The 26347-nt window shown below is 46.4% G+C and carries 25 protein-coding genes; 1 reads left to right on the forward strand and 24 read right to left on the reverse strand.

Annotation, left to right across the window (positions count from 1 at the left end; genetic code table 11):
- Positions 1-103: 103 nt before the first annotated feature.
- The 4 genes from SIC45_RS14105 to SIC45_RS14120 all read right to left on the reverse strand — a co-directional run bounded on the left by SIC45_RS14105 (position 104) and on the right by SIC45_RS14120 (position 7797).
- Positions 104-1213, reverse strand: coding sequence for a glycosyltransferase (locus SIC45_RS14105; RefSeq protein ID WP_319632648.1), 1110 nt, complete (start codon positions 1211-1213; stop codon positions 104-106).
- 114 nt (positions 1214-1327) lie between these two features.
- The gene (locus SIC45_RS14110) at positions 1328-3583 is read right to left on the reverse strand and encodes a cell wall-binding repeat-containing protein (protein ID WP_319632649.1); all 2256 of its coding nucleotides are present in this window, start codon (positions 3581-3583) and stop codon (positions 1328-1330) included.
- Positions 3584-3602: 19 nt separating this feature from the next.
- On the reverse strand, positions 3603-5723 hold the full coding sequence (locus SIC45_RS14115; protein WP_319632650.1) for a S8 family serine peptidase: 2121 nt from the start codon (positions 5721-5723) through the stop codon (positions 3603-3605).
- A 79-nt stretch (positions 5724-5802) separates the two neighbouring features.
- On the reverse strand, positions 5803-7797 hold the full coding sequence (locus SIC45_RS14120; protein WP_319632651.1) for an N-acetylmuramoyl-L-alanine amidase: 1995 nt from the start codon (positions 7795-7797) through the stop codon (positions 5803-5805).
- 444 nt (positions 7798-8241) lie between these two features.
- Between SIC45_RS14120 and SIC45_RS14125 the strand changes: the two genes are divergently transcribed.
- A complete protein-coding gene (locus SIC45_RS14125; protein ID WP_319632652.1) occupies positions 8242-10248 on the forward strand; it encodes an acyltransferase family protein in 2007 nt (668 codons plus the stop codon).
- A 51-nt stretch (positions 10249-10299) separates the two neighbouring features.
- Here the strand turns inward: SIC45_RS14125 and fabZ are convergent, their stop codons facing one another.
- From fabZ to rpiB, 20 genes are all read right to left on the reverse strand, one after another.
- Positions 10300-10722, reverse strand: a complete 423-nt coding sequence (gene fabZ, locus SIC45_RS14130; RefSeq protein ID WP_319632653.1) for a 3-hydroxyacyl-ACP dehydratase FabZ — start codon at positions 10720-10722, stop codon at positions 10300-10302.
- Between the two features lie 22 nt (positions 10723-10744).
- Entirely contained in the window at positions 10745-10999 is a 255-nt protein-coding gene (locus tag SIC45_RS14135) for a DNA-directed RNA polymerase subunit beta (RefSeq protein ID WP_298786292.1), read from the reverse strand.
- 33 nt (positions 11000-11032) lie between these two features.
- Positions 11033-11857 (reverse strand): flagellar hook-basal body protein, encoded by an 825-nt coding sequence (locus SIC45_RS14140; protein ID WP_298786294.1) that lies wholly within the window; start codon positions 11855-11857, stop codon positions 11033-11035.
- Between the two features lie 35 nt (positions 11858-11892).
- A complete protein-coding gene (locus tag SIC45_RS14145) occupies positions 11893-12681 on the reverse strand; it encodes a flagellar hook-basal body protein (RefSeq protein WP_319632654.1) in 789 nt (262 codons plus the stop codon).
- Positions 12682-12912: 231 nt separating this feature from the next.
- Positions 12913-14214 carry a UDP-N-acetylglucosamine 1-carboxyvinyltransferase gene (gene murA / locus SIC45_RS14150; protein WP_319632655.1) on the reverse strand — a complete coding sequence of 434 codons (1302 nt, stop codon included), beginning with the start codon at positions 14212-14214 and terminating at the stop codon, positions 12913-12915.
- A gap of 222 nt (positions 14215-14436) precedes the next feature.
- Positions 14437-14724 carry a DUF1146 family protein gene (locus SIC45_RS14155; protein WP_319632656.1) on the reverse strand — a complete coding sequence of 96 codons (288 nt, stop codon included), beginning with the start codon at positions 14722-14724 and terminating at the stop codon, positions 14437-14439.
- Between the two features lie 296 nt (positions 14725-15020).
- Positions 15021-15425, reverse strand: a complete 405-nt coding sequence (locus tag SIC45_RS14160) for a F0F1 ATP synthase subunit epsilon (protein WP_298786301.1) — start codon at positions 15423-15425, stop codon at positions 15021-15023.
- A gap of 27 nt (positions 15426-15452) precedes the next feature.
- The gene (atpD, locus tag SIC45_RS14165; protein WP_319632657.1) at positions 15453-16868 is read right to left on the reverse strand and encodes a F0F1 ATP synthase subunit beta; all 1416 of its coding nucleotides are present in this window, start codon (positions 16866-16868) and stop codon (positions 15453-15455) included.
- A gap of 51 nt (positions 16869-16919) precedes the next feature.
- Entirely contained in the window at positions 16920-17786 is an 867-nt protein-coding gene (gene atpG / locus SIC45_RS14170) for an ATP synthase F1 subunit gamma (protein ID WP_298786304.1), read from the reverse strand.
- Between the two features lie 40 nt (positions 17787-17826).
- Positions 17827-19335 (reverse strand): F0F1 ATP synthase subunit alpha, encoded by a 1509-nt coding sequence (gene atpA, locus SIC45_RS14175; RefSeq protein ID WP_298786306.1) that lies wholly within the window; start codon positions 19333-19335, stop codon positions 17827-17829.
- A 15-nt stretch (positions 19336-19350) separates the two neighbouring features.
- A complete protein-coding gene (locus SIC45_RS14180; protein ID WP_298786308.1) occupies positions 19351-19899 on the reverse strand; it encodes a F0F1 ATP synthase subunit delta in 549 nt (182 codons plus the stop codon).
- The gene (atpF, locus tag SIC45_RS14185; protein WP_298786310.1) at positions 19896-20387 is read right to left on the reverse strand and encodes a F0F1 ATP synthase subunit B; all 492 of its coding nucleotides are present in this window, start codon (positions 20385-20387) and stop codon (positions 19896-19898) included. Before atpF ends, SIC45_RS14180 begins: the two co-directional genes overlap by 4 nt.
- Positions 20388-20477: 90 nt before the next feature.
- The gene (atpE, locus tag SIC45_RS14190) at positions 20478-20690 is read right to left on the reverse strand and encodes a F0F1 ATP synthase subunit C (RefSeq protein ID WP_022794575.1); all 213 of its coding nucleotides are present in this window, start codon (positions 20688-20690) and stop codon (positions 20478-20480) included.
- A 66-nt stretch (positions 20691-20756) separates the two neighbouring features.
- Positions 20757-21485 (reverse strand): F0F1 ATP synthase subunit A, encoded by a 729-nt coding sequence (atpB, locus tag SIC45_RS14195; protein ID WP_413645957.1) that lies wholly within the window; start codon positions 21483-21485, stop codon positions 20757-20759.
- Between the two features lie 58 nt (positions 21486-21543).
- Positions 21544-21912: an ATP synthase subunit I gene (locus SIC45_RS14200; protein ID WP_298786314.1), complete on the reverse strand. Its 369-nt coding sequence runs from the start codon at positions 21910-21912 to the stop codon at positions 21544-21546.
- A gap of 475 nt (positions 21913-22387) precedes the next feature.
- Positions 22388-23017, reverse strand: a complete 630-nt coding sequence (gene upp, locus SIC45_RS14205) for a uracil phosphoribosyltransferase (RefSeq protein ID WP_091613161.1) — start codon at positions 23015-23017, stop codon at positions 22388-22390.
- Positions 23018-23209: 192 nt separating this feature from the next.
- Positions 23210-23704: a peroxiredoxin family protein gene (locus tag SIC45_RS14210; RefSeq protein ID WP_319632658.1), complete on the reverse strand. Its 495-nt coding sequence runs from the start codon at positions 23702-23704 to the stop codon at positions 23210-23212.
- 160 nt (positions 23705-23864) lie between these two features.
- Entirely contained in the window at positions 23865-25124 is a 1260-nt protein-coding gene (glyA, locus tag SIC45_RS14215; protein WP_319632659.1) for a serine hydroxymethyltransferase, read from the reverse strand.
- A 215-nt stretch (positions 25125-25339) separates the two neighbouring features.
- Complete coding sequence (locus tag SIC45_RS14220) at positions 25340-25885, reverse strand: TIGR01440 family protein (protein ID WP_319632660.1); 546 nt, start codon at positions 25883-25885, stop codon at positions 25340-25342.
- A gap of 24 nt (positions 25886-25909) precedes the next feature.
- A complete protein-coding gene (rpiB, locus tag SIC45_RS14225; RefSeq protein ID WP_319632661.1) occupies positions 25910-26347 on the reverse strand; it encodes a ribose 5-phosphate isomerase B in 438 nt (145 codons plus the stop codon).

Here is a 26347-nt window from a genome sequence, read left to right on the forward strand (position 1 = left end):
CTCCCCGATTTGCCTGCATAAGAAACTTTATAAAGATTTTGAGCTTAACCTATAAAATTATACCATTAAAACCGCAGTATAAATAGTTAGTTTGTGCTTATATTTAATTATAATAATTTATGACTTCTTTATATATATTTATAACCTTTTTATTTAAATTATTTACTTCGTTTTCCTCGACAAATATGAGTGCTTCCTTGATCATTGCCTCTTTTTCATCTTCTTTAAAGTTTAACATAGCAGAGATTTGTTCACTTAAGCTCCCGGGGCTGCCAGCATTGGCCATCAAGCCTCTGCCTTCTGCAGTTATGTACTTTAGCCCTCCAGCATCTGTAGTAACAACAGGTGTCTTGCAGGCCATTGCCTCTAAAGCCACTAAACCAAAGCCTTCATTTCTTGAAGGCACTACCAGCATATCTGCAGAGGAAAACCAATTTTTTAGTTCCGGCTGAGGTCTGGCGCCATGAAAACTGACCGAAGCCTCCATGTTTTCTGTATGGATTAAATCTGTTATTTTCGACTTGTAAGCCTCACTCTTGGCACTGCCCACTATATGCAGCTTTATATTATTCTCTTTTGCCACTATAGTTTTCCACGCCTTCAGCAAGTCTTCTATTCCTTTTTCTTCTACTAAATTCCCTACAAATAAGATATTTTTTTCATCTGAATTTAATTGCGTAACCCGCAGAGCTTCTTCCTTGGGGACTGGGTGAAACATTGCTTTATTTACACCCATACTTATTTGATTGATTTTATGGGAAGGTATTTCGTATTCGTTTTGAACCTTTTCCCGTAATTCCGGCCCCACCACTATTACATGATCCGCTTTTTTCAGAATAATCGAGGTAATACGTTTAAGATACTTATTTTTTTCTGCCATTTTATTTATATCACCCCCGTGGCAAGTAACTACGTAAGGAGTTTTAGTTAATTTTTTAAACATCAGCGCCAGCATACCGGAAGGAAAAGTATAATGCGCATGCACAATATCTACTTTTGGTTTTAAAGAGCCTAAAACCATCCGGCCCCACCTGTATCCCCACTGAAAATATTTATTTATTACTTTCTTTTTACTTGAGGACGGTTGATTAATACCCAGAACCAGTACTTTCTGGCCCTGGTTTGTTAAAGCTTTAACCTGGTTTTCAACAAATATTCCAAACTGCGGATGGTCTTTTGACGGAAACATATTTGTAATAAATAAAATATTCATGAGCGCCTCCAAATTTATGATTATAATTTATAGTTCTTCCATTATGTCACGTTAACTCAAAAATAAAACAGCCTTTGCTAATATAATTATTAACAAAGGCTGTTACTTTAAAGCTTACTTTTTAAATTCTAATGCACTATTGGATCCTACTGCTGCTGTTCCCCCTATTACATAAAGTTCACTTGCAGTAAAGGAGGATTTCAGATCCTTCGTTTCTGAAGGCAGACCATTCGATTTCGTCAGGAGCAGCGGTGCCTGATTCTTTGCTGCTAACACTGAACCTGTCAGCGCATCCGGGAAGTTCTCTCCATTCACCATAAAGGCATTGTCTTTATTAAAATCTAATTGTTTTACAATCTCAGATGCCGTTCCGTAACGAGTGGAACCGCTTATACGTTCAGCATTAGGGAGCTCTGAATACAGCTGCTTTGAAATTACTGCTGTGCCACCTACAGCTAATGTTTCATCTGCACCTTTTAATGTGTCTTCCGTTGACTGCGGAAGAGTTATCTCACGAGTGAGCAGAATAGGCTTTCCGGAATTAGCAGCATATGGTGCAACCGCCAGGGCATCCGCAAAAGAAAAACCATTAGCTACTACATAATCATTGCCTGGATTCTTTATTTTTTCCGAAATTTTTTGAGCTGTTTCGAAACGATCCTTGCCTGCTAGTCTTGTCGATTGGACACCAAGACCATTCAATTCATTCTCAACGCTGCTGGAAACTGCTGCTTCTCCTCCTAAAATAATAATTTCATCTGGAGAAAGTCTTTTAATTTCATTTAAAGTTTCTTCAGGCAGGCTTTCTTGTTTAGTTAACAGAATCGGAGCATTTTCCTGGTGGGCTAACGGTGTACCTGCCAACGCGTCTGGAAAATCTACTCCTGTAGACAAAACGACAGTGTCTGCCTGGTTCCATCCTTCTTTAGACACTTCCACAGCTGTTTCGTAACGAGTAGAGCCATCAACTCTATTATCGTCAATTTCGCCTGAGCGCACGTACCCACTTTTTCCACTCGGCAATTCTACATTGTACCAGCCAAAATGATGAAGACGATCAGAATCATACTGAATTGTATTTTTAATTTCTGCTACATCACTTTTACTAATGCCGCTTATAATCTCACCATTAATTCTATTGTATACAGGTGCTTCGCTTTTTGTGGAGATAATGTCTTCTTTTTCAAAATTATGCTTTGTCCGGGTCAATTTATAATCAAGATTATATTGTTTCTTTTCGTCGAAGGACATTAATGTAGGTCTGCTTTCATCCGGATAGGTAATGTTCAATTCTTCTGTAGGGAAGGATTCAACATTTAATTCTCCAAACGAACTTTTCATGTGCTGAAAAATAATATCCTGATAGGCTCTATTTGTTTTAGCAGGATCATTTCGGTCTGAGATACCATTGTAGGCCATAACTGCAAAATACCAATTATCAATAACTTCCTTCGAACCGTCATTCACTTGAGGCAGACGCCCCATATCCCACTTATTCAGTAAGATCTCTATACCTACTTCAATGTTAAACTCGATATCATTCTTTAATTTTTCTTGGAAAGCTGGATCATTTTCATTTGGCAAACCAGTATATCCTGGAGAGACCTGCATAATGCCGATTCCGATTCCGTCAAAACCAATTAATGGCTCTCCGCCTTCAAACTGACGCCAGGAGCTTTCCTGCCAGGCGATAGCTTTTAATATTTCCGGTGGAATATTATTTTCTTCTGCCTTTTGAGTTAACAATTTATTTATTTCTTCTGCAGAGGGATTACTCTGCGAAGAAAAGGTTGTTACTTCTTTTTCATTTCCAATTTTATCCTTAAAAGCCTCGTTCGATACTTCTTGTTCTTCTGTTTCTTTAAATCCTTCTTCATTTCCTTGTAATACTACCATATCAACAGTTGATGGTGACGCTTCGTTTTCTTCCCCACTGAATTCAGGCTCACCGTATATAATTTCTCCATCTACTACATCCACTAGTCCATGATTTAATGAACCGGATTCATAGAGCTTTTCATTACCCTCAGAAATGTTATAAACTTCGAAAATTAACTCATTAGCACTTCCGGGTAAACGATATTCTGTTAAAAGCAATGTTTGTTCATTTAAAGAAAGCTCGGTTACTTGAGAGGTTTTCAGAAATTCTTTATCAGTTATAGTCTCTCCCTCAATTGACACCTTCGTTTCTTCTGGACTGTTGCTGACCTCTACCGAAGTGCCGTCTTCTAAAGAAATAGAGTTGTTCCCACTTAAAGTCTCCGACTCCTGCTTTACTTCCAATCCAGACGCCTGCACAATTGTGGTGTTGAAGACAAAGAATAAACCTGCAACCGATAAAACACATAATAATTTTAATTGGGTAAGCATTTTTACGCCTCTTTCTTTGTTACCTTTTTTTAAGATCCGGGTTTGATAATCTATTCATGTAATAGCCTGGGTAAATGAGAGAATCCATCTGCCAGAGAACTGGACTGGTAATCGCAGCTTTTCCCCCAAGGGTGTAAAAATCGTCTGGGGTATTGGCTTCATATTGTTTATTAGCTACAAATGCTCTTACGGATTCCGGTATAGAATTGCTCCGTGATAAAAGCAAAGCATGATTTTCTCTTCCAGCTAATGCCCCGCCAGCCAGAGCATCAGAAAAGTTTTCACCGGTTGCCAGAAGATAAGAATCTGCATCCTCATTGAACCTCTTTATTACCTCCAGTGCTGTTTCATACCTGGTGCTCCCAGAAATTCTTTCGGCATTTGGCAGCTTATTCTTAACTGTATCGCTGATAACTCCTGTTCCACCTATTACATAAGCTTTAGAGAAATCGTATTCGTTTAAAAATTCTTGTGTAGCTTCTGGGATCATATCTTCTTTTACAAAGACAATTGGAATCTCTTGTTGATTAGCATATGAAGACACTGCTAAAGCATCCGGAAAGTTTTCCCCTGAAACTACAATGACCTCTCCATTTTTTTCTGCGCTGTAAGCATTCATTTCGGCTGCTGTGGAGTACCTGGTAGGTCCTGACAATCTTATTGGATTGAAATCATTTTCCGCCAAAGCTGCTTCTACTTTCCTGGAAACTGCTGCGGTGCCGCCAGCTATAATGACATTATCCACTTGCAGACGTTCTAATTCTGAAACTGTTTCTTCACTTATCCGGTTAGGAAAAGTTAATAATATAGGCGCGTCTAATTGTCCGGCTAAAGTATTGGCAGTTAATCCATCTGCAAAGTTAGAATTATTCGCAAGAATCGCAGTATTACCTGAAATATTTGTTAATCCCTCGCCATTGATTTCAGTGTCGGTGACTCCCTCTGGCCACCCTTTCATTGATATTTCGATTGAGGTATCTACAGAAGTTTCCCCAGATAAACGCGATTCCGTCTGATATTTACTAAGCGATGACAACGCATCGATGGTGCCAAACCTGACAGCGCTATTACTGATGGAAGATTCTTCAATCAAATACCTTATCTGTTCGTTCGTTAAAGAGGGGGTGTGCGATTTCATTAAAGCAGCATAGGAGGACACAACGGGAGCTGCCATACTGGTGCCGTTAGCTTCCACATATGGAGAGGAGCTTTTACAGTTGCTAAACGGCCATCGGTCTCCTTTTGTACATGAGCTCAATATACTGTCTCCAGGAGCCGTAACGTCTACCCAATCTCCGTAATTGGAGAAAGAAGCCAGCTTTTTCGTCGATTCTTCTACTGCGCCTACAGATATTACGTTTTTTAAAGCTGCCGGGTATTGCTTTGTCGTTGAAGAATCGTTTCCCGCTGCAGCCACTACTACTATGTCTTTTTCTACAGCTTCCTTTACAGCATTTTCGACAGCCAGCGAAGGATTGTCTCCTCCAAGACTTAAATTGATGACGTCTGCGTTATTTTCAGCAGCATAATTAATTCCTTTAGCAATATTTACACTGCTGATGCCTGTGGAATCGCCGACTTTAACGGGAAGAATATTCACATTTCTGCCAATCGAAGCTCCGCCTGTATTATTATCAGTGATTGCTCCTGCGATACCAGCCACGTGTGTCCCGTGTCCAACGTTGTCAATGACTTCATTACTTTTTTCTATCACATTGTATGGCTTGATAATGGCTTCTGAGAGGTCTTCATGCTCCTGATTGATTCCACTATCCAGCACCGCAACTGTTGGCTTATCTGAATGCGTATAGCTATCCCACACTTCCGGGAGATTGATGTTTTGAAAATAGCCTTGCTGCTGGCTATATAGTGGGTCATTTGGAGTTTCAAATAACTCATAAAACACTTCAAATTCTGCGTATTCCACTTCTGGATTTTCCTTTAATTCTTTCATCTTTTCTTCTGCTTTTTCTACTGGCACTTCGATAGTATTTATATCCTGATCAGTATTAGCAGAGAATGTTTTCTCTTTATCATTTTTAAATTCTACTATGATTGTTTTAGTCTCTTCTGCATACGTCATATGAGGAACAAATAAAAATACGAAAGCCCCTAAAAAAGCCAGAGAAATAAATTTCACATCATCAACTACTTTCTAACATGCATTATAGATATACTTAGAAAAAAGGAGCCCCAATTTGAAGGCTCCATTTTCTTATTTAATTCTCTTCGTGATATTTTTCGATTCCTTTATAAATTGCAGTCGCAGCTTTGTTTTGGAACTCGCTGGTTTTCATTAATTTAGCTTCCTTTTCATTAGTAATAAAGCCAAGCTCTACCAGGCTCGCTGGCATTGCTGTATTTCGGAGCACGGAAAAGTTAGCATCCTTAGTCCCTCTGTCATTTGAACCGACTGCTTTTATTAACTCACTCTGAATAGCTTCAGCTAACTCTTCTCCTTCTTCACTGCCAGGATAATAAAATGTTTCCTGACCGACTACAGAGTTGTTGTAAACGGCATTAGCATGAATGCTTACAAAGGAATCCGCATTAGCACGGTTGGCGATGTTTGCTCTTTCCCTAAGCTCCACAAAGGTGTCGTTAGAGCGGGTCATCACTACTTCTGCCCCGGCTGCTTCCAATTTGTCTTCAAGCCTTGAGCCCACACTCAATACAATATCTTTTTCCTGGATACCGTTCGCTGTAGCACCAGGATCTTTACCACCATGCCCTGGGTCAACAGCTATAAGCTTGCCATCTAAAGCACTTGAGGCACTACTTCCCGTATTAATATAGCTCATACTAATGTATCCATAACCGTCACCGTATTTGATTTTCGCCCAGTTATCACTGATTTCGTATATTTCTACAGTTTGGCCATTCAATAAATAACCGATACGCTCGTCGCTACCCGAAGGGCCTGAACGGACATTCAACGAATAGCTTACATCAACAGTGCCTGTTTCAATAACCTTCTCTTCTGCTTTTCCTGTGTCAATGTAACTCATGCTGACATAACCATACGAGCCATTATAATTAATTTTTGCCCAGTTATTACTTGTGATGTCGTAAATATCTACTTTTTCGCCTTTTGCCAGGGAACCGATCCAACCATCACTCCCGGAAGGACCATTACGCACATTTAAAGCACTGCTTACGTTTACGACAGTACCTGTTTCAATGACTTTACCATCGCTTGGCTTTTCCTGTTCTTCGCTGCTTGAATCATTACTGCCTGAAAGGCTCACTCCAAGATCACTCAGAGCACTATCTGATACTGCTGCGCTTCCACCGAGAACGTATACCGGCTTAGAACTGATATAATTTTTCACTGTGCTGTTAGAAGAATCCGGCGGTGTAAGAACAATCGGCGCCTGGATTTTGTTTCCAAGCCCTACCGCTGCTACTGCATCTGGATAATCTTCTTTGCTTGAGCTAGTGGAAGTACCCCGGGCTAATAGGTTAACTCCTCCAGATAATTTCGCCCATTTCGCCGCATTTACACTGGTTTCGTACCTTGTGCTTCCATTAATACGTTCGGTAGTGATTCCTTTACTTTTTAACGAAGATTCCAGGGAATCACTTATCGCTGCGGATCCTCCGAAAATGATAACCTTTTTAACACTGCCCGGGAGATCGGAGGGCAGGCTGGAATTTCTGGATAAATAAATAGGAATGTTTTTATTAGCGGCAATGCTTGAAGCGCTTAAAGCATCGGCCACTGTCTGACCGTTAGCGATAATAGCTGTACTCGAAGCAGACAATCCGGCTTGTTTATTTATCTCCGCTGCAGTACTGTAACGAGTATCGCCAGATACTCTTGTTACATTCAATCCATTGTTCGCCAACTGGCTTTTAACGTTATTGCTTATCGCCTTAGTACCACCTAGTATGTAGACATTTTTTGCATTAAGCCGTTTAATTTCCGATAAAACTTCTGTATCAATACTGCTGGTTTTTGTTAATAGGACTGGTGCATCTGTTTTTCCTACAAGCCCAGCTGAAGCTAAAGCATCTGCTGGTTCATCAGATCTGGCTAAGATAACCGAGTTACTTGAAGACCATCCTTCTTTGGAAAGCTCGACCGCGGTGCCTATTCTGGTATCACCTTTTATCCTTTTGGAACTCGCTGCCTCTGTATCTAAAGGCACGAGTGAAAACAATAAAACAAATATCAGAACAGGAAAAACTATCATACGAAAAATGTTTTTCATTCTTACCCTCTCTTTCTTAAATTTATTCTAGTTCAATAATACTAGAATTATTTAAGAAAAAATACACTGTAAAAAGGGTAAAAATGTATGCACAAAAATAAAACTTTCATTTTCTCTTTTTTACTTATTTATGCTCGTTTTTGCTTTTATATTAGTTAAAAGTTACTCAATTAAATTAATTCATTATTACTGTATGTTTTTTACACATTTGCACCTGTTATGAGGTTATATTTTCTTACTGCTTAACTTAAAATTGAGTATTATTAAAATGTATTCGGAGCGGCTTCGTTTACATGTGGTAAAATAATGTAGAATAAATAGAAAAAAGGGGCGGTTTGATAAGAGAATTAAAGAACAACTGTTAAGTACATAAAATAATTCATAGCTAACTGGATTAATGTTTCATTTATACTTAGAAAAGCTTAACGCATGGAGATGTTTATAATGAATGATTTGAGAACGCCCGAAAAGAGATTTCGGCCCGAAATCGAAGGCGTACGTGCTGTAGCTGCTTTATTAGTGGCTGTTTATCACATCTGGCTGGGCTCGGTCTCAGGCGGGGTGGACGTATTTTTCGTCGTTTCCGGCTACTTAATTACTACGTCGCTGCTATCGAGGTTTGAACGGGAAGGAACAATTAACCTCCCTGAATACCTGCTTGGCCTCGGTCGCCGGCTGCTGCCTCTTGCTGTAATCGTTATTTTATTTACAATGGCCGGCTCTATTCTGCTCCTGCCTCAATCCCAGTGGGACCAGATTGTTGGAGAGATGTTTGCTTCAGCGTTGTATTTTCAAAACTGGGAACTGGCTACGAGCGCAGTAGATTACCTGGCTCAAAATAACGATGCCAGCCCATTCCAGCATTTTTGGGCTCTTTCTATTCAGGGACAGTTTTATGTCTTCTGGCCTCTACTTATACTGGCTGCTTATTTTCTTGCCAGAAAATTATTTAAAACGCCTGTTCGTAAAACCCTGCTGAGTGTATTGGCTCTTGTATTTGTTGCATCTATTAGTTATTCCATCTACATTACTTCCGTCAATCAGCCATGGGCTTACTTTGACACATTTGCCCGGGTGTGGGAATTCAGTCTTGGCGGCATTGTCGCTTTGCTTCTCCCGTACCTGACAATGAGGAAATCAATTGGTTTTGTTCTTGGCTGGCTGGGACTGGCAATTGTCGCTTTAACAGGGCTTGTTCTTCCTGTGTCCACCATTTTTCCTGGATTTGCTGCTTTGCTTCCAACCACCGGGGCCCTGCTGATTATCACCGCAGCTGAAAACAGCAGCCGTTTTGGTGTGGATAAGCTGCTGGGATCCAGGCCGTTTCTGTATTTCGGCAGCATTTCCTACGGGTTTTATTTATGGCATTGGCCGATGCTTATCTTCTATTTCGCCTACTTCGACAATACGACAGTATCGATCAAGGGCGGCATCGCGATTATAGCTCTTGCATTCATCGCTTCGGCGCTCTCTGTCAAAATAATTGAAGCACCTATACGAAAAATTAATCTCAAACAATCGAAAACAAAAGTAGTAACCGCCCTTATTGTGTTTCTGCTTCCTGCCCTTGCAGCTGCCGGCGTGTGGGATAATTACGTCGAAAAAAGCCAGTCCAGTATCAGCGAGGATTATACAGTAACTGACTACCCCGGGGCCCGCGCAATATCAGAGGATATTGAACCGAACCCTGACATCGATCCCCTGGATAACGTGGCACAGGCTGAAAGCGAGATGCCGGAATTTTATTCTGAGAGTGAGTGCTATTCCGATCTTGAAGAGACGGAAATCAGCATGTGCTCATACGGGGACACGACCGATCCCGAATACACCATTGCTTTAGTAGGCGGCTCTCATTCCGGCCACTGGTTTCCGGCCCTTGAAAAAATGTCTGAGGAGCTGAGCCTGCAGATCGATGTGTTTAATAAAGACGGCTGCCGCTTTTCGACAGACGATTTCGATGGCACTTTGTCTGACTCGTGCATGCAGTGGAATGAAGATTCCATTGAACCGCTGAAGAAAAACGATCCTGATTTACTTTTCACTACCGCCAATGTAAATGCCGGAGGTACTATACCCGAAGGATACCTTGAGATTTGGAAAGAATTCGAAGGCGATACGGAAATATTCGCAATACGGGACAATCCAAGAATGCAGGAGGACATTCCTTCCTGCCTGGAGGAAAGCGAAGATCCGGCCGATTGTGCCGTACCAAGAGATGAAGTGTTATCTGAAAACCCTCCGTGGGAAAACACAGAAGAGGAAAAGATTCCGGACAATGTAACCTTTGCTGATATGTCTCCTTACTTTTGTGATGACGACACGTGTGACCCTGTGATAGGCAACGTTATTACTTTCCGGGACAACCACCATATTTCCACTCTCTATTCCCGCACAATGGGACCGGCGCTTAAAGAACACATTGAAGACGCGTTAGAAGAAAATGACGAATAACAGCATACAACAAAAAAGGACTGCAGCCCGCTCTGGCCGCAGTCCTTTTTACTATTGAATCGCAAACATCAGATCCGCTTCTGCAACGACCTTGCCGTCTACGGAAGCTGTTCCTTTTCCTTTCACAATGGAGCGTCGCTGTTTGGTGACTTCCATCTCGAGGCGCAGCTGGTCTCCCGGCATCACCTGGCCTTTAAAGCGGCATTCATCGATGCCTGCAAACAGGGCAAGCTTTCCCTTCATATCCTCCTGCTGCATCAGTGCGACGCCGCCAGCCTGGGCGATCGCTTCAATGATAAGCACTCCCGGCATCACCGGATAGTCGGGGAAGTGTCCGTTGAAAAATTCTTCATTGGCGCTGACATTTTTAATGCCTACCGCCCGCTCCCCGGGCTCTACCTCGATAATTTTATCGACAAGCAGAAATGGGTAACGGTGGGGAATAATCTCTTTGATTTGTTCTATTGAAAGCATTATTTTTTCCTCACTTTTTATGCTAATTTCCTCGAATTAACCGATAAATCTCCAGCCAGGTCGCCGGGTTTAAAGCCTGAAAAGGATTGCCTCCCCCGACCGCATAGCCAATCATCAGGCCGATAACCGAACAGATAAAAGCCAGAATTAAAATAATAATCAGCCAGTGCCACCAGAGCAGGTGCTGAAGACGCGCACGCACCTTCTGCGCTCCTCTTTTCAGCTGTTCTTTTCTATTCGGTTTGGAACTCCTTGTATGGTTGTCCTGATTGCTCATATGTACTATCTATGCTCCCTTAACCGCAAAGACTTATCGAATACTGTTAATTAATCCAAGCATCTGGTCTCCCTGCGTCAGTGCACGGGAATTAAACGAGTATTGTCTTTGGGCATTCATCATATTTACTAATTCATTCGATAAATCCACATTAGACTGCTCGACCATTCCCTGCTTTACGCTGGACGGGTCAGCTTCTATAACCATATCATTTTCCGCTGCCCCGAGTCCATCTAAATCCTCAAAACGGTACCGATTGCCTCCGACCGACGTCAGCGCCTGCGGACGCTCCACCTGAACCACGCCAAATGAACCAAGGTTCACGTTATCCCCGGCCGCCGTTACAGCTGTCAGCTCCCCGTTTTCCTGCATCGAAAATTCCGAAGCCCCTGCGGGAATATCAAATCTCCCTCCGGCTTCATTTAATACAAAGCCCCCATTTTGATCAACGAGCGTATAGCTTCCGGGAGCCTCCGGGTTTTCTGACAGATACAGCTGCCCGTCCTTCGTATATTCAACCGCTCCGTCTTCCGCCTCTATCTGAAAAAAAGCGTCCGGGTCTTCAAGCGCAAAATCCAGCTCACGCTCACTCTCCTTCAGTGAGCCCTGCTCCATCCGAAGTGCTGTCTGGCCGATGGCTGCACCACCCCCTGTCCGTATACCGGGCGGTGTAAGCCGTCCAGTACCGTTTTCCGGCATCGGCATATTGTCCTCCTGCTGATACATCATTTCACTGAACGTCGCCTGTCTTGATTTAAATCCGGCCGTTTCCGCATTGGAGAGGTTGTTGCTGATGGTGTCCATCTGCTGCTGGACTGATCCCATGGACTGAAATGGTATACGTAATCCCGAGTACATGCTGTGTTCCTCCTGAATTCAATTTTTTATATGGTCTAACCGAGGCGTCCCACTTCATTCACAGCCTTTTCCATGCTGCGGTCATACGTCTGCATCACCTTCTGGTTGGATTCAAACATCCGGTATGCTTCCATCAACTCCGTCATCGCCTGGGTGGAATCGGTATTGGACTGTTCGAGAAATCCCTGCTTCATCTGATAGCGGACGTTTTCGTTGTCCACTGCCGCACCAAGCTCCTCCTCCGCTTCAAAAAGACCCGCTTCGGTTTTGACTAAATCGTTAGTATCAGGAGCATACGCCACCCCAAGCTGTCCGGCTTCCCCGCCATTTTCAAGCCGTACTGTGCCGTCTTCGGAAATCTGAAAATTTTCGTTTCCGGTTTCTACCGGAGTTCCTTGGTTATTTAATATGTACTGGCCTTCCGCTGTTGTTAAAAACCCTTCTGCATCCACTGTCCAGTTGCCGTTCCTGGTGTAGGCCGTCCCGTCTTCCCCCTGGACCGTGAACAGCACTGCCCCGTTTTCATCCGGCACCTCTGCTTCAAGCAGAGCGACATCGGCTGGGGCCTTCGTTTCCTGCAGCTCTCCCGGAGTAAATGAAGGGGCCTGGTCCTGCATGTAGACGCCTGTTCCAAGTGAACCGATCGTGTGTGGGCCTCTCCCGGCATTCTCCGCATGCAGAAGCTGCTCGGGAAATGTCCGGATCGCACTTTGATCAGATTTGTAGCCCGGCGTGTTGGCGTTGGCAATATTATTGTTCAGCATATCCGTTTTTCTCTGCTGGGCTGTCATCCCCGAAGCAGCGTTATAAAAACCCCTCAGCATAATTGTATTCCCCGTTTCCGTAAATGCAGGCCGGACGCAAGCCGGCGAGCACACTTTTCTCTTCAAATTGTCCACATTTATAATTAGTTCTATTTTACCACATAAGCCTTTACCGAGGAATATAAGTCAGCATTTAGTGATGTATATCCTATTTTGTCAGATACTATATACCCACTATTGCCATATAAAAAAGACCACCACTGAATAGTGATGGCCTGCGTCATTGAAAAACTAGGAGCGCTCAGCTGTTTTTAGGGACGTATCTGATTGCTCGTCTGCATTCACACGCTTTATATTCGCGCCGAGACCCTGCAGTTTTTTATGAAAGTCTACATATCCACGGTCCAGATGGCGAAGCTCTGTTACCGTTGTTTCTCCCTCTGCTACGAGACCGGCAACGATTAAAGCTGCGCCTGCGCGGAGGTCGGTAGCCGACACTTCAGCACCCTGCAGTTTTTTCGGACCGCTGATGATTGCGGTGCGTCCTTCGATCTTGATGCTTGCGTTCATACGCTGGAATTCCTCTACGTGCATAAAGCGGTTTTCAAAAACCGTTTCTGTAATAAGGCCGGTTCCCTTTGCCTGGGTTAGAAGCGCCATAAACTGCGCCTGCATGTCTGTTGGAAAGCCTGGATGCGGCATCGTTTTAATATCCACCGGCTTTAAAATGTCCGGGCCGGTGACAAGCATGCCTCCGTCGCTTTCTTCAATCTTTACGCCCATTTCGCGCATTTTCGCTACAAGCGGACGCAAGTGTTCATGCATTGCACCTTCGACGAATACTTCCCCTCCGGTAATGGCAGCAGCAATCATAAAGGTGCCTGCTTCAATCCGGTCCGGAATAATCGTATGCTCCGCTCCGGTTAATTTATCTACACCCTCAATGCGGATAGTGCCGGTTCCGGCGCCGCGTACTTTGCCGCCCATCGCATTAATAAAGTTGGCAAGGTCCACGATTTCCGGTTCCTCTGCTACATTTTCAAGCGTGGTAGTACCTTCTGCAAGAGCAGCGGCCATCATGATATTTTCAGTTGCGCCGACGCTTGGAAAATCGAGATAAATGCGTGCTCCCTGCAGGCGTTCCTCCACCTTCGCTTCGATATAGCCATTGCCGATTTCAACGTGAGCGCCCATCGCTTCAAAGCCTTTTAGGTGCTGATCGATCGGACGTGAGCCAATTGCACATCCCCCCGGAAGCGCAATATGGGCGATCCCTTTTCTCGCCAGAAGCGGACCCATGACAAGAAACGAGGCCCGCATCTTGCTGACATACTCAAACGGAGCTTCTGTGGAAAGGTCACCCGTGGCGTCAGCCGTCCAGCGGTGGTTCTCGTAATTAACTTCTGTTCCGACGTGGCGCAGAACATTCGAGATCGTCTCTACGTCTGCAAGCGGCGGTACATCATAAAGTGTACTTTGTCCTTCTTCTGCCAAAAGTGTAGCTGCAATGACAGGCAGAACTGCATTTTTTGCTCCTTCTGCTTTGACGGACCCCTTTAGGCGTCTGCCTCCCTGTACAATAATTTTATCCAATTTAATTCCCTCCGCTATACTTATGCATATTATCTTTTTGTGCTGCGTACTTTACCTAAATAGCTGTGCAATTCTTTCGTCCACTTTGTCTAACCTTTTCATTAGTCGCTTCCCGTCTCAAAACGTTACAGCGGGAAAGAAACAGTTTTTCCGTGTCAATTCCGGCAGCATCGATGATTTTCATACAGAATCCTTTACCCGCTCCCGCATTTTCATAATCTTTTATGCCAAAAGTGTGAAAAACAGGTAACGGAGGTACAAAGAAAAATCAAAATAATCGATAAAGAAACTGCTTACAGAGTAGCTGATTGCAATAGCGAACAATATAATCAAAAGTCTCCCCTTCAGGCTTTCCGGTCTCCGGATAAAAACGTCAAACCGAAACGCCTGCAGACACCACCAGGTCAGGATAAAAAAAGAGAGATGGAGCAGGATATGTATTAGTGCTTCCTGGCCGTCCGGATTCATGCCATCATGCCTTTCTTTGTTGCCGTACAACGTTCTTTGCAAATTTTGGGCCACGTTTCAGAATAATCAAATGCATCTGGGAAGACAAGAGACCAAGGTTCTGCTACTATGTGCGGCGGTCGTTGGGTTCATGGAGTCCTGTACTATTATTATAAAAATTTGTATAACTATAAGCATATTTTATTATAAAGGATTCGTAATCAAACATCTATAGTTCTATCTTCTATAGAAAAGCAGATACTGCTGTTGTTTAATTTCACTATTCCCCCTGCCGTATACAATACAATTTAAAAAAGAACCGTTTCTCCGTTGGGAAAAACGATTCTTCGGATGTTTCTTTATGAGCCTTCGGAAACCTTCAGGCGGGTGTTTGCCCGTTTTAAGGCAAGGCGTGCCCGCATGACGTCAATTTCCTCTTCATTTATCCGGTCCAGTCGTTCCTCTGCCCGCTCTTTGGCGATGCGGGCCCGTTCCGGATCGATCTCTCCTGGAGTTTCTGCAGATTCCGCCAAAATATTAACGGCGTCAGAGCGGACTTCTACGAATCCTTCACTCACGGCCAGTAGCTTTACTTTGTTTTCGTACTTAATGCGGACTGCATCGATTTTTAGAGGAGCCACGGTTGGAACGTGGCCGGGGAGAATCCCCATTTCGCCACTTTCCGCACGAACACTGACCATCTCTACTTCTCCATCAAAGACGGACCCGTCCGGAGTCACTACGCTGAGATGCATCGTTGCCATCTGTGTTCTCCCTCCCCCGTGTCGTCCTTAGGACATAGATTTTGCTTTTTCCACTACATCTTCAATCGGGCCGACAAGGCGGAAGGCGTCTTCCGGCACGTCATCGTGCTGCCCGTCAAGAATTTCCTTGAATCCACGTACTGTATCCTTCACGGATACGTACGTACCCTTCTGGCCGGTAAACTGCTCTGCCACGTGGAAATTCTGTGAAAGGAAGAACTGAATGCGGCGGGCACGGTTTACCGTGAGCTTGTCTTCTTCGGAAAGCTCTTCCATCCCGAGGATGGCGATAATATCCTGGAGCTCATTATATTTCTGGATCGTTTGTTTTACCTGCTGGGCGACATCGTAATGCTCTTCGCCAACAACCTCTGGTGCAAGCGCACGTGATGTGGAAGCGAGCGGATCCACAGCCGGGTAAATACCCATTTCTGTTAACCGGCGCTCCAGGTTGGTGGTGGCATCCAGGTGGGCAAACGTTGTTGCCGGTGCCGGGTCCGTATAGTCATCGGCCGGCACATACACTGCCTGAATCGACGTAACCGATCCTTTTTTCGTGGAGGTGATGCGCTCCTGCAGCTGACCCATTTCTGTCGCAAGCGTCGGCTGGTACCCAACGGCGGACGGCATCCGGCCGAGAAGGGCGGATACTTCCGAGCCTGCCTGCGTGAAACGGTAAATGTTGTCGATAAAGAGAAGCACATCGGCCCCTTCTTCATCACGGAAATGCTCTGCCATTGTCAGGCCGGTCAGGGCTACGCGCATCCGGGCACCCGGCGGCTCGTTCATCTGGCCAAACACCATGGCTGCTTTGTTAATAACACCGGAATCGCTCATTTCAAAGTAAAGGTCGTTCCCTTCACGGGTACGCTCCCCTACTCCCGCAAACACGGAAATCCCGCCGTGCTCCTGGGCAATGTTGTTAATGAGCTCCTGGATAAGTACGGTTTTCCCTACGCCGGCACCGCCGAACAGGCCGATTTTTCCGCCTTTTACATAAGGGGCAAGCAGGTCTACGACTTTAATGCCTGTTTCAAGCACCTGCGTCTCTACGGCGAGCTCGTCAAACTTCGGCGGCTTGCGGTGGATCGGCTTGCGCTCCACGCTGTCTGCCACCTGCTCTTTCATATCAATCGGCTCCCCGAGGACGTTAAATACACGACTTAGTGTATCGTTTCCGACAGGAACTGAAATCGAGCCTCCTGTGTTGCTCACTTCGGTTCCGCGAATAAGACCGTCTGTCGAGGACATGGCGATTGTACGCACGGAGTTGTCGCCCAAATGCTGCGCAACTTCGAGGGTGACTTCTATTGCTTCTTTATTTTCAGTTGCCGGCTGTGATACGCGGAGCGCGTTGTTTAGTTCCGGAAGCTGGCCGCTTGGAAACTGAACATCAATAACCGGTCCCAAAATCTGAGTAATTTGACCGTTTTCTTCACTCATGGTAATCGTTCCCCTCCTTACTGTCCGGCAGGGCCGGACGAAATGATTCTTTTATTCAAGCGCAGCTGCACCGCCGACGATTTCGGTAATTTCCTGCGTAACTGCTGCCTGGCGGGCACGGTTGTAGGAAAGTGTTAAATCATCGACCATGTTGTTGGCGTTATCGGTCGCTGCACTCATCGCTGTCATCCGGGCACCAAACTCACTCGCTTTAGCATCGAGGAGGGCACCGTAGATTAAGCTTTCCGCGTACTGCGGGAGAAGCTGCTTTAAAATCGCTTCTGGTGACGGCTCGTACTCATACTGGGCACTGCCTTTATTTTCCTCTTCACTTACTTCCTCCGTCAGCGGCAGCAGTTTCTTCTCTGTCACCTTCTGCTGAATCGGATTAATAAAATGGTTGTACCAGATATACAGCTCGTCCACATCTTCGTTTGCGTACAAATCGACCGCAAGACGCGTGACGTTTTTAATATCGTTAAAGGACGGCTGGTCCGGCAGGCCCGTGATTTCGTCGAACATTGGAATACCGTAGCGTTTTAACAGGTCTCTTCCTGTCCGGCCAATCACAATGACGCTGTACTCGTCCTTTGACTGGTGGCGCTCCCGAAGCTTTTGCATTAAGTCCCGAAGAATATTCGAGTTGTATGCCCCCGCAAGCCCCTGGTCTGTAAATATGGCAATATAGCCGGTCTTCTTTACAGGCCGTTCTTCAAGCATAGGGTGGGAGATACCGCTGCTTCCGGCAGCGATGCCGGAGACAACATCTTTGATTTTTTTCGTGTACGGCTCATACCGCTGAGCATTTTGCTGGGCCTTATTCAGCTTCGACGCAGAGACCATTTCCATGGCACTTGTAATCTGCTTCGTTTTTTTTGTCGACTGAATACGGCCTTTAATTTCTTTTAAGGAAGCCATCTGTTCACCACCTTTTGAACCTTTTTACGTTCGGCAATCTTTATTTTGAAGGGTTAAATGACTTCTCAAACGACTGAATCGCCTGTTTGAACTCTTCTTCATCCGGAAGCTTTCCAGTGTCACGAATACCTGCGAGAAGCTCTGAATGACTCGATTCAAGATACGCAAGCAGTTCTTTTTCGTAACGGCGGATGTCGTCTGTCGGGATGTTGTCCAGGAAGCCTCTTGTCAGGGCAAACACAATTGCTACCTGCAGCTCCATGCGAAGCGGCTGGTGAAGCCCCTGTTTGAGCACTTCTACTGTTCTTCCCCCACGGGCCAGCTTGTCCTGTGTCGCTTTGTCCAGGTCGGAGCCGAACTGGGAGAAGGCTTCGAGCTCACGGAACGAGGCCAGGTCCAGACGGAGCGTACCGGAAACCTTTTTCATTGCCTTTGTCTGGGCCGAGCCGCCGACACGGGATACGGAAATACCCGGGTTGATGGCCGGACGGACGCCGGAGTTGAAAAGGTTCGCCTGCAGGAAGATCTGGCCGTCGGTGATGGAAATCACGTTTGTTGGAATGTAGGCACCTACGTCCCCTGCCTGGGTTTCAATGATTGGAAGAGCGGTCATTGAACCAGCGCCCCTCTCATCACTCAGCTTTGCTGCACGTTCGAGCAGACGGGAGTGAAGGTAAAAGACGTCCCCTGGGAAGGCTTCACGGCCTGGCGGGCGGCGAAGAAGAAGGGAAAGTTCACGGTAGGCGTTCGCCTGTTTTGTTAAGTCATCATACACAATAAGCACGTGCTTGCCGTTGTACATAAACTCTTCGCCCATGGAAGCTCCGGCATACGGCGCCAGGTAAAGCATTGGTGCCGGCTCGGAAGCCCCTGCGTTTACGACGATTGTATAATCAAGCGCGCCCTTCTGGCGGAACGTATCCACGACCTCTGCCACGGTGGAGTCTTTCTGGCCGATGGCTACATAAATGCAGATAACGTCTTCGTCCTTCTGGTTCAAAATCGTATCGATCGCAACAGCCGTTTTACCGGTCTGGCGGTCGCCGATAATGAGCTCACGCTGGCCGCGGCCGATAGGGATCATCGTGTCCACGGCTTTAATGCCGGTCTGAAGCGGCTCGGATACCGACTGACGGTCCATAATGCCGGGCGCTCCGCTTTCAATCGGACGGGATTTGGTCGTGTTTGTGGAGCCGAGGCCGTCCACAGGCTGGCCGAGGGCGTTAACTACACGTCCGAGCAGTTCTTCGCCGACCGGGACCTCCATGATGCGGCCGGTCCGTTTAACCTGGTCGCCTTCACGAATTTCTTCGTAAGCACCGAGAATAATAATACCTACGTTGCCTTCTTCAAGGTTCTGCGCCATACCCATGACGCCGTTTTCGAATTCCAGAAGCTCGCCGGCCATAGCGTTGTCCAGGCCGTAGGCACGGGCGATACCGTCCCCCACCTGAATGACGATGCCGACTTCTTTGGACTCTGTCTCCGCTTCAAACTGTTCAATCTGCTGTTTAATTAAAGAACTAATTTCATCGGGTTTGATACTCACCAGGATTCACCCCATTCATGATAAATTCGTTTGCGTTATATTACGCTGCAATCGGTCTAGCTGACCTTGAATGCTTCCGTCAAAAATTGTATGTCCAACGTGCACCTTCATGCCGCCAATGAGCGAAGGATCCACTCTGTTTTCAATATAAAGCTCGCGCTTGCCGACCCGCTGGGCAAACTTGCGGGACACTGCCTGCTTCTCTTCCTCTGATAATGGTTTCACGGTATAAACGACCGCGTTGGCAATGCCGAGACGGTCGTTAATCAGTGCAATAACTTCCACTGCCACTTCATCAATCAGGTGAAGCCGTTTCCGGTCAAGCAGCACACTCAGCATGGAACGGCTGCGTTCACTCCAGGAACCAAAAGTACTTGCTATGAAGGACTGTTTTCTTTCGCGGCTGATGGACGGGTACCTGAAAATCTGAGCAATATCGGGATGAGCGTGGAACACTTCGAGCATCGCTTCCCATTCCTGCTTGGTTTCTTCAAGAGCCCCGTGTTCTTCCGCACTTTTTAAAAGCGCGCGGGCGTAGCGTTTTGCCAGGGTTGGATTACTCATAAGCGACCGCCGCTTTCCTGTACGTATTCCTGAATCAGTTTTTCCTGTTCTTCTTCATCCAGTTCTTTTTCAATAATTTTCGTTGCAATCAGCACAGAAAGCTGGCCGACCTGGGCACGAAGCGCTTCCACTGCCTGCTCCCGCTCTCTTGTAATATCAGCGAGGGCATTGTCTTTCATACGGCTGGCTTCTTCGTGAGATTCCCGGATAATTTCCTTCGACTGCTCCTGAGCCGTTTTACGGGATGTTTCGATAATGGACTGCGCTTCTTCACGCGCTTTCTCCATTTCCACCCGCTGCTCTTCTAAATATTTTTCCGCTTCCTGACGGTGATTTTCCGCTGTCTCTATTTCATTGGAAATGTGGTTTTCACGTTTTTTCATCTGTTCCACAATTGGACCCCAGGCGAACCGGCGAAGCAAAAGCAGTAAAATGACAAACGTAAAAAGTGAGAAAAGCACATCTCCGAACGCAAATGTAGATGGCAAAAGATTTCACTCCTTTCTTAGATATACAAAAGGAATGGCGAAGCCAGTTCCCCCACTCCGCCATTTTGCTTCCCTTTCCAAAACGTATGTTTATTGGAAAAGCGTGATAAAACCAACAACGACTGCGATGATCGGAACTGCCTCAACAAGACCGATACCAATGAACATAAGTGTCTGCAATCTGCCGCCAAGCTCCGGCTGACGGGAAGTACCGTCGATCGCCCCTTTGATTACGATTGCGTTACCAATACCTGCACCAATTGCTGCTAAACCTGCTGCGATTGCAGCTGCTAAAAGACCCATGTGCAAATCCTCCTTAAATTAGTTTAAAACTATATTGTTGTTTCGTTGTTTCTGCAGATGCTGTGATTAATGCTCTGTTTCCACTTTATGCGAAATATAGACCATGGTCAGTACCAGGAAGATAAACGCCTGGATGAAGCCGATAAATATGCTGTATCCCTGCCAGGCAACCATTGGGATAATGCCAAGTGCGGTCCCGATGGGAAAGGTTGTCCCTACCGTGGCGAGAAGCGTCAGCAGTATTTCTTTGGCATACAGGTTGCCGAAAAGCCGTGCTCCGAGTGTCAATGTGTTGGTAAACTCTTCAAGAATGTTAATCGGGAAGAGAAATTTCTTTGGACGGAAGTAGTTCTTTCCGTACTCTTTCACTCCGCGGATCTTGATGCCGTAGAAGTGCGAAAGCACAATGACCATTACGGCAAGCGTCATCGTTACGACCGGATCCGCTGTTGGTGATTTCCACCAAAGCACGTGTGTCTCATGATTAATCAGCATGAACGGAATCCCGAGCATGTTCGATACCAGAATGAACAGGAATATCGTAATTCCAAGTCCGAAGAAACGCTCTCCGGTTTTCCAGTCCATGGTACTTCCAATCATGTTGCGGACGAATTCTATAACCATTTCAAACACGTTCTGCAAGCCGGTTGGTCTCATCGAGAGACTCCGCGCACTCACCACACCAATGATAAATACAATGACTGCTGCAATAGTCAGCATCATGACATTGGAAAGATTAATGTGGAAGCCGGGTATACCAAACAAATCATAGATATACGGCGATTCGTGCTGTATATTCAAGTCTCAGTCACCCCTTTACTATGTTAGTCGATTGTGCGCTGCAGCTAAAAAACTACTTTTCTTTGCTGAAGTGAACGGATAAAGCATAAAGCAGCAGGTAAGGACTGAACAATCCAATCACAAGGTAAAGCAGACGGAATTGTTCCGGAAACCGGACATAGAGCATGGCAATGACTACACCTACTGCAAGCCTTGTGGCCATCCCGAACGGAAAAATCTTTTTTTCCTCGAGTACCGCCTTCTGGATTCGTTTTGTCTCCCGGTGGGCGTGCCAGATGTTAAAAGCTCCTCCGCACGCTCCTGCAAATAAGCTCACTGCTTCCTGCCGGAACGTTGGAATCAGCGCCGGAGCTATGTACAATACAAGCATTCCAGCCAATCCTATAAATAACGAGCGGAGATACAAGCCTGTATCATTCATGCGCGGGCCACCTTTTCCTCCAAAAACAGACTGGTTAGTCCGTTAATACACTACGAGATCCATTGAGAGAATTTTTACACAACTTTACGTAGCAATAGTTGTCCCCTTACATGTTTTAGGCAAAAAAAAGAAACAATTGCGTGACTCATGCCTTTTATGTAGGAATTCCAAATTTCTCCCATATGTAAACCTTATCATACGTTCTTCATCATCGTACAATAGCCGCCCCATGATGTCAATGCACGAAAATTAATAAAATCCTTTATTGTCGCATGTTTCAGGCATTTTTTATTTTGTGTCTATTAAGTGACATTTTCCTCTCCTTACGTCAAGAAAAAAGCTGGGCAAAAAGCATGAACTTCAGGCATTCAGCCTATGCATAAATGTAATCTGACTGCCCCCGTTTCCTTAGCCGGACCTGATTTTTACAGACCAGAGGGCTTTTCCACTCACACGGGAAAAGCCCTCCTGTCTATTATTTCGTGCCGAACAACCGGTCACCGGCGTCCCCGAGACCCGGAACAATGTAACCTTTGTCATTTAACTTTTCATCCATCGAAGCCAGGTAAATGTCCACGTCCGGATGTGCTTCCTGAACGAGTGCCACACCTTCGGGCGCTGCGATTAAACACATGAGCTTAATATTTTGGGCTCCGCGTTTTTTCAGACTGTTCAACGCTTCAATAGCAGAACCGCCTGTGGCAAGCATCGGATCAATCACGATAAATTCCCGCTCTTCGACATCACTTGGCAGCTTCACGTAATACTCCACCGGCTGCAGCGTTTCCGGATCCCGGTACAGTCCGACGTGCCCAACCTTTGCTGCCGGGATCAGCTTGATGATGCCATCGGTCATACCAAGTCCCGCGCGTAAAATCGGCACCACTCCGAGCTTTTTGCCTGCAAGCGTATAGGATTTGGCCGGCCCCACCGGCGTTTCCACCGTTACTTCCTGAAGCTGCAGATTTCTTGTAATTTCAAAGGCCATCAGGGTGGACACTTCATCGACAAGCTCCCGGAATTCCTTTGTTCCTGTTGAGACGTCCCGGATGAATGTAAGTTTATGTTGAATGAGCGGATGATCCAGTACATGTACATTTCCCATAAGTATAGTCGGCTCCTTTTTCCCCGGCGCCAGCCGGTGCTTATTAACCCATGTCCCTATCGAACATATTCTTTAGAAATTCTACCTAAAAAGCGTGAGGGATTCAAGGCTATATAAAATGACAGAAATATGCCGCAACTTCTGCGTTCTGCTGAAAATAACAGCAGCGCCCGGATGCACTGCTGCAGACGTTTATTTTAAATTTTCTTCAATATACTTTACTGTTTTGCGCAGCTCCTTCGGGCCCGGCCGGCCGAATGGGTTTGTCTGGCGGTGCTGGTATAAAAATCTGCCTTCTTCGTCGAGCAGAAAATATGCCGGCTCCCCGTGCGCTCCGTGGTCTTCATACGGCGCTTCCGAGCTGTGGTAAAAGACACCGTAATCGTCGAGTACCTTCAGCGCTTCGTCGACGAGTACCGGGAACGTAAGCCCGTATTCCCCGGTCATTGCGCTCAAATCCTCCGGGTTGTCCGTAGAAATCGCTGTAATATTTACGTTATTGTTTTCAAAATAACTGCGGTGCTCTTCCCAAGCCTGCAGCTCTTCTTTACATACCGGGCACCATGACCCCCGGAAAAATATGAGCAGCTGCCAGCCCTTCCCTATTTTATCCTCGAGTTTAAATTCTTCGCCGTTCACATCAGCAAGCGTGAACATCGGCGCTTTTTCATTTAGCGCAAAAACCATTTGAACTCCTCCTTTTCCAATCTATATATACCCTAACACACTTGCATTCACCCCGGAAAAACAAAGGAGTCTTTTGAAAATGATAAAGAAAAACAGCTGCCTCCCTTAAATAGGAAAACAGCTGTATCCATGCCCCTTGTTTGATCGGCAGGCTGCCGGCTTACAGGTAGTCGTAAATCGGGAAGCGTCCCGTTAAAGCTTTCACGCGGTCCGCCGCTTCTTTTAATGTTTCCGCATCTTCATGGTTTTTCAGCGTGTAGGCAATGATGGCGCCTATTTCCTTCATTTCTTCTTCGCCAAAGCCGCGGGACGTGACGGCTGCAGAGCCGAGACGGATGCCGCTTGTGACGAATGGCTTTTCCGGATCATACGGAATCGCGTTTTTGTTCGCTGTGAGGCCGACCTCGTCCAGCGCTTTTTCCGCAATTTTCCCTGTCAGCTCCAGGCTGCGGGTATCCATCAGCACGAGATGGTTGTCGGTGCCGCCCGAAACAACAGTAATTCCTTCATTCTGCAGCGAGTCGCTTAAGCTGCGGGCATTTTTCACGACGTTTTCGGAATACGTGACGAAATCCTTCTGCAGCGCTTCGCCGAAGGCCACGGCCTTTGCCGCAATCACGTGCATGAGCGGTCCGCCCTGCAGACCAGGGAATACGGCTTTATCAATCTTTTTGCCGAATTCTTCTTTACACAGCACCAGTCCTCCACGCGGTCCGCGCAGCGTTTTGTGTGTGGTTGTCGTAACAAAGTGTGAATGAGGAACCGGGTTTTGGTGCACCCCTGCCGCTACAAGTCCGGCAATATGCGCCATATCGACCATTAAGTACGCGTCCACCTCATCGGCGATTTCACGGAATTTTTTAAAGTCAATTTCACGCGGGTACGCACTTGCGCCGGCGACGATTAATTTCGGCTGCGTTTCCTTCGCCACGCGAAGCACTTCATCGTAGTCAATCATCTGGTCTTCTTTAGTCACACCGTATTCCACAAAGTTGTACTGCACACCGCTGAAGTTGACAGGGCTTCCGTGGGTTAAGTGGCCCCCGTGGGAAAGGTTCATGCCAAGCACGGTGTCGCCGTGATTTAAAATCGTATAGTAAACAGCCATATTTGCCTGGGCGCCGGAGTGAGGCTGCACGTTCGCATATTCTGCCGAGAATAATTCCTTCGCCCGGTCAATGGCGAGCTGTTCTACCGTATCCACGTGCTCACAGCCGCCGTAATAGCGGCGGTTCGGGTAGCCCTCCGCATATTTGTTGGTAAGCACGGACCCCTGCGCTTCCATTACTGCACGGCTCGTGAAGTTTTCCGAAGCGATCAGTTCAATCTTATCGCGCTGGCGCCCCAGCTCCTTCTGCATTGCCTCAAATATGGCCGGGTCCTGCGTTTGTACACTTTCTGCGTTTACCTTAGTTTCCATCTGTAAATCTCCCTTCCCTTTCGGTGCGATAACGAACGATTATCTCTTCCACTAATATTTCGTTCGTTATTTTTCTCTCCGTGTTGCTATGTTTTTCATTGTAACACGTATTTTTTACGAATTTCCGTACCTTACGAAATTTTTTCGGATTTCTTTATTTTTTAATCGGCATGGGAAGAAAAAAGAACCGCAGTATGCGATTCTTTTTCCGGCGGCTATTCGTAGCGCGCACGCTCGCCGCCGATCAGCTTCGGCCGTGTTTTTGCCATCGTTACATAGGCAGCGCCAATCTGCTTCTGCGGGCCGCGAACAGGAACCGCCACCGGCTTCAAATGCATGCCGATCAGGGTGGATCCGATATCAATGCCGGCATCTGCTTTTACCGCTTCGATGACGACCGGCTCATTCATGTGTTTATACGCATACGAGCTCATCGATCCGCCGGCTCTTGGGTGAGGTACCACACTTACTGCTTCCAGTCCGTAAGCGTCCGCCGTTTCCCTTTCCACCGTGAGCGCACGATTAATATGCTCACAGCCCTGAAAAGCAAGGCGCACGCCGGTTTCTTCGCGGAACTCCTGAAAGACATCAAACAATGCTTCGGCGACCTCCTCAGAGCCTGCCTTACCGATATGCTCCCCGAGTACTTCACTTGTGCTCGTGCCAATCACAAGCACCTGGCCGCTGCGAAGCGACGCCTGGTCCTTTAATGAAGCTAACAATTCCCGTAAAGGCTGCTGCCATTCTGCTTTGTTCACCATGACAACCCATCCTTTCTTCGTTCCTTATTGTTCAATTGCCGCTACTTTTTGGATACGGTCGGCGTGCCGGCCGCCTTCGTGCTCTGTACTGATCCAGGCTTTGACAATTTCGCCGGCGAGGCCGGAGCCAATGACTCTCGCGCCCATGGCCAGTATATTGCTGTCGTTATGCGCCCGGGTCATTTTTGCGCTGAATACGTCATGGACAAGCGCGCAGCGGATGCCGTTAACTTTATTCGCAGCAATCGACATGCCGATGCCCGTGCCACAGACAAGAATCCCACGGTCCACTTCGCCGGCCGTTACTTTTTCAGCCACCGGAACCGCGTAGTCGGGATAGTCCACCGAGTCACTGCAGTCACAGCCCAGGTCCTCGTATTCCACCCCTGCTTCGTCCAGTACAGATTTAATTTCCTCTTTTAACTCATACCCGCCGTGATCGGCACCCAATGCTACTTTCAT

The sequence above is a fragment of the Marinococcus sp. PL1-022 genome (assembly GCF_033845285.1).
GTDB lineage: Bacteria > Bacillota > Bacilli > Bacillales > Marinococcaceae > Marinococcus.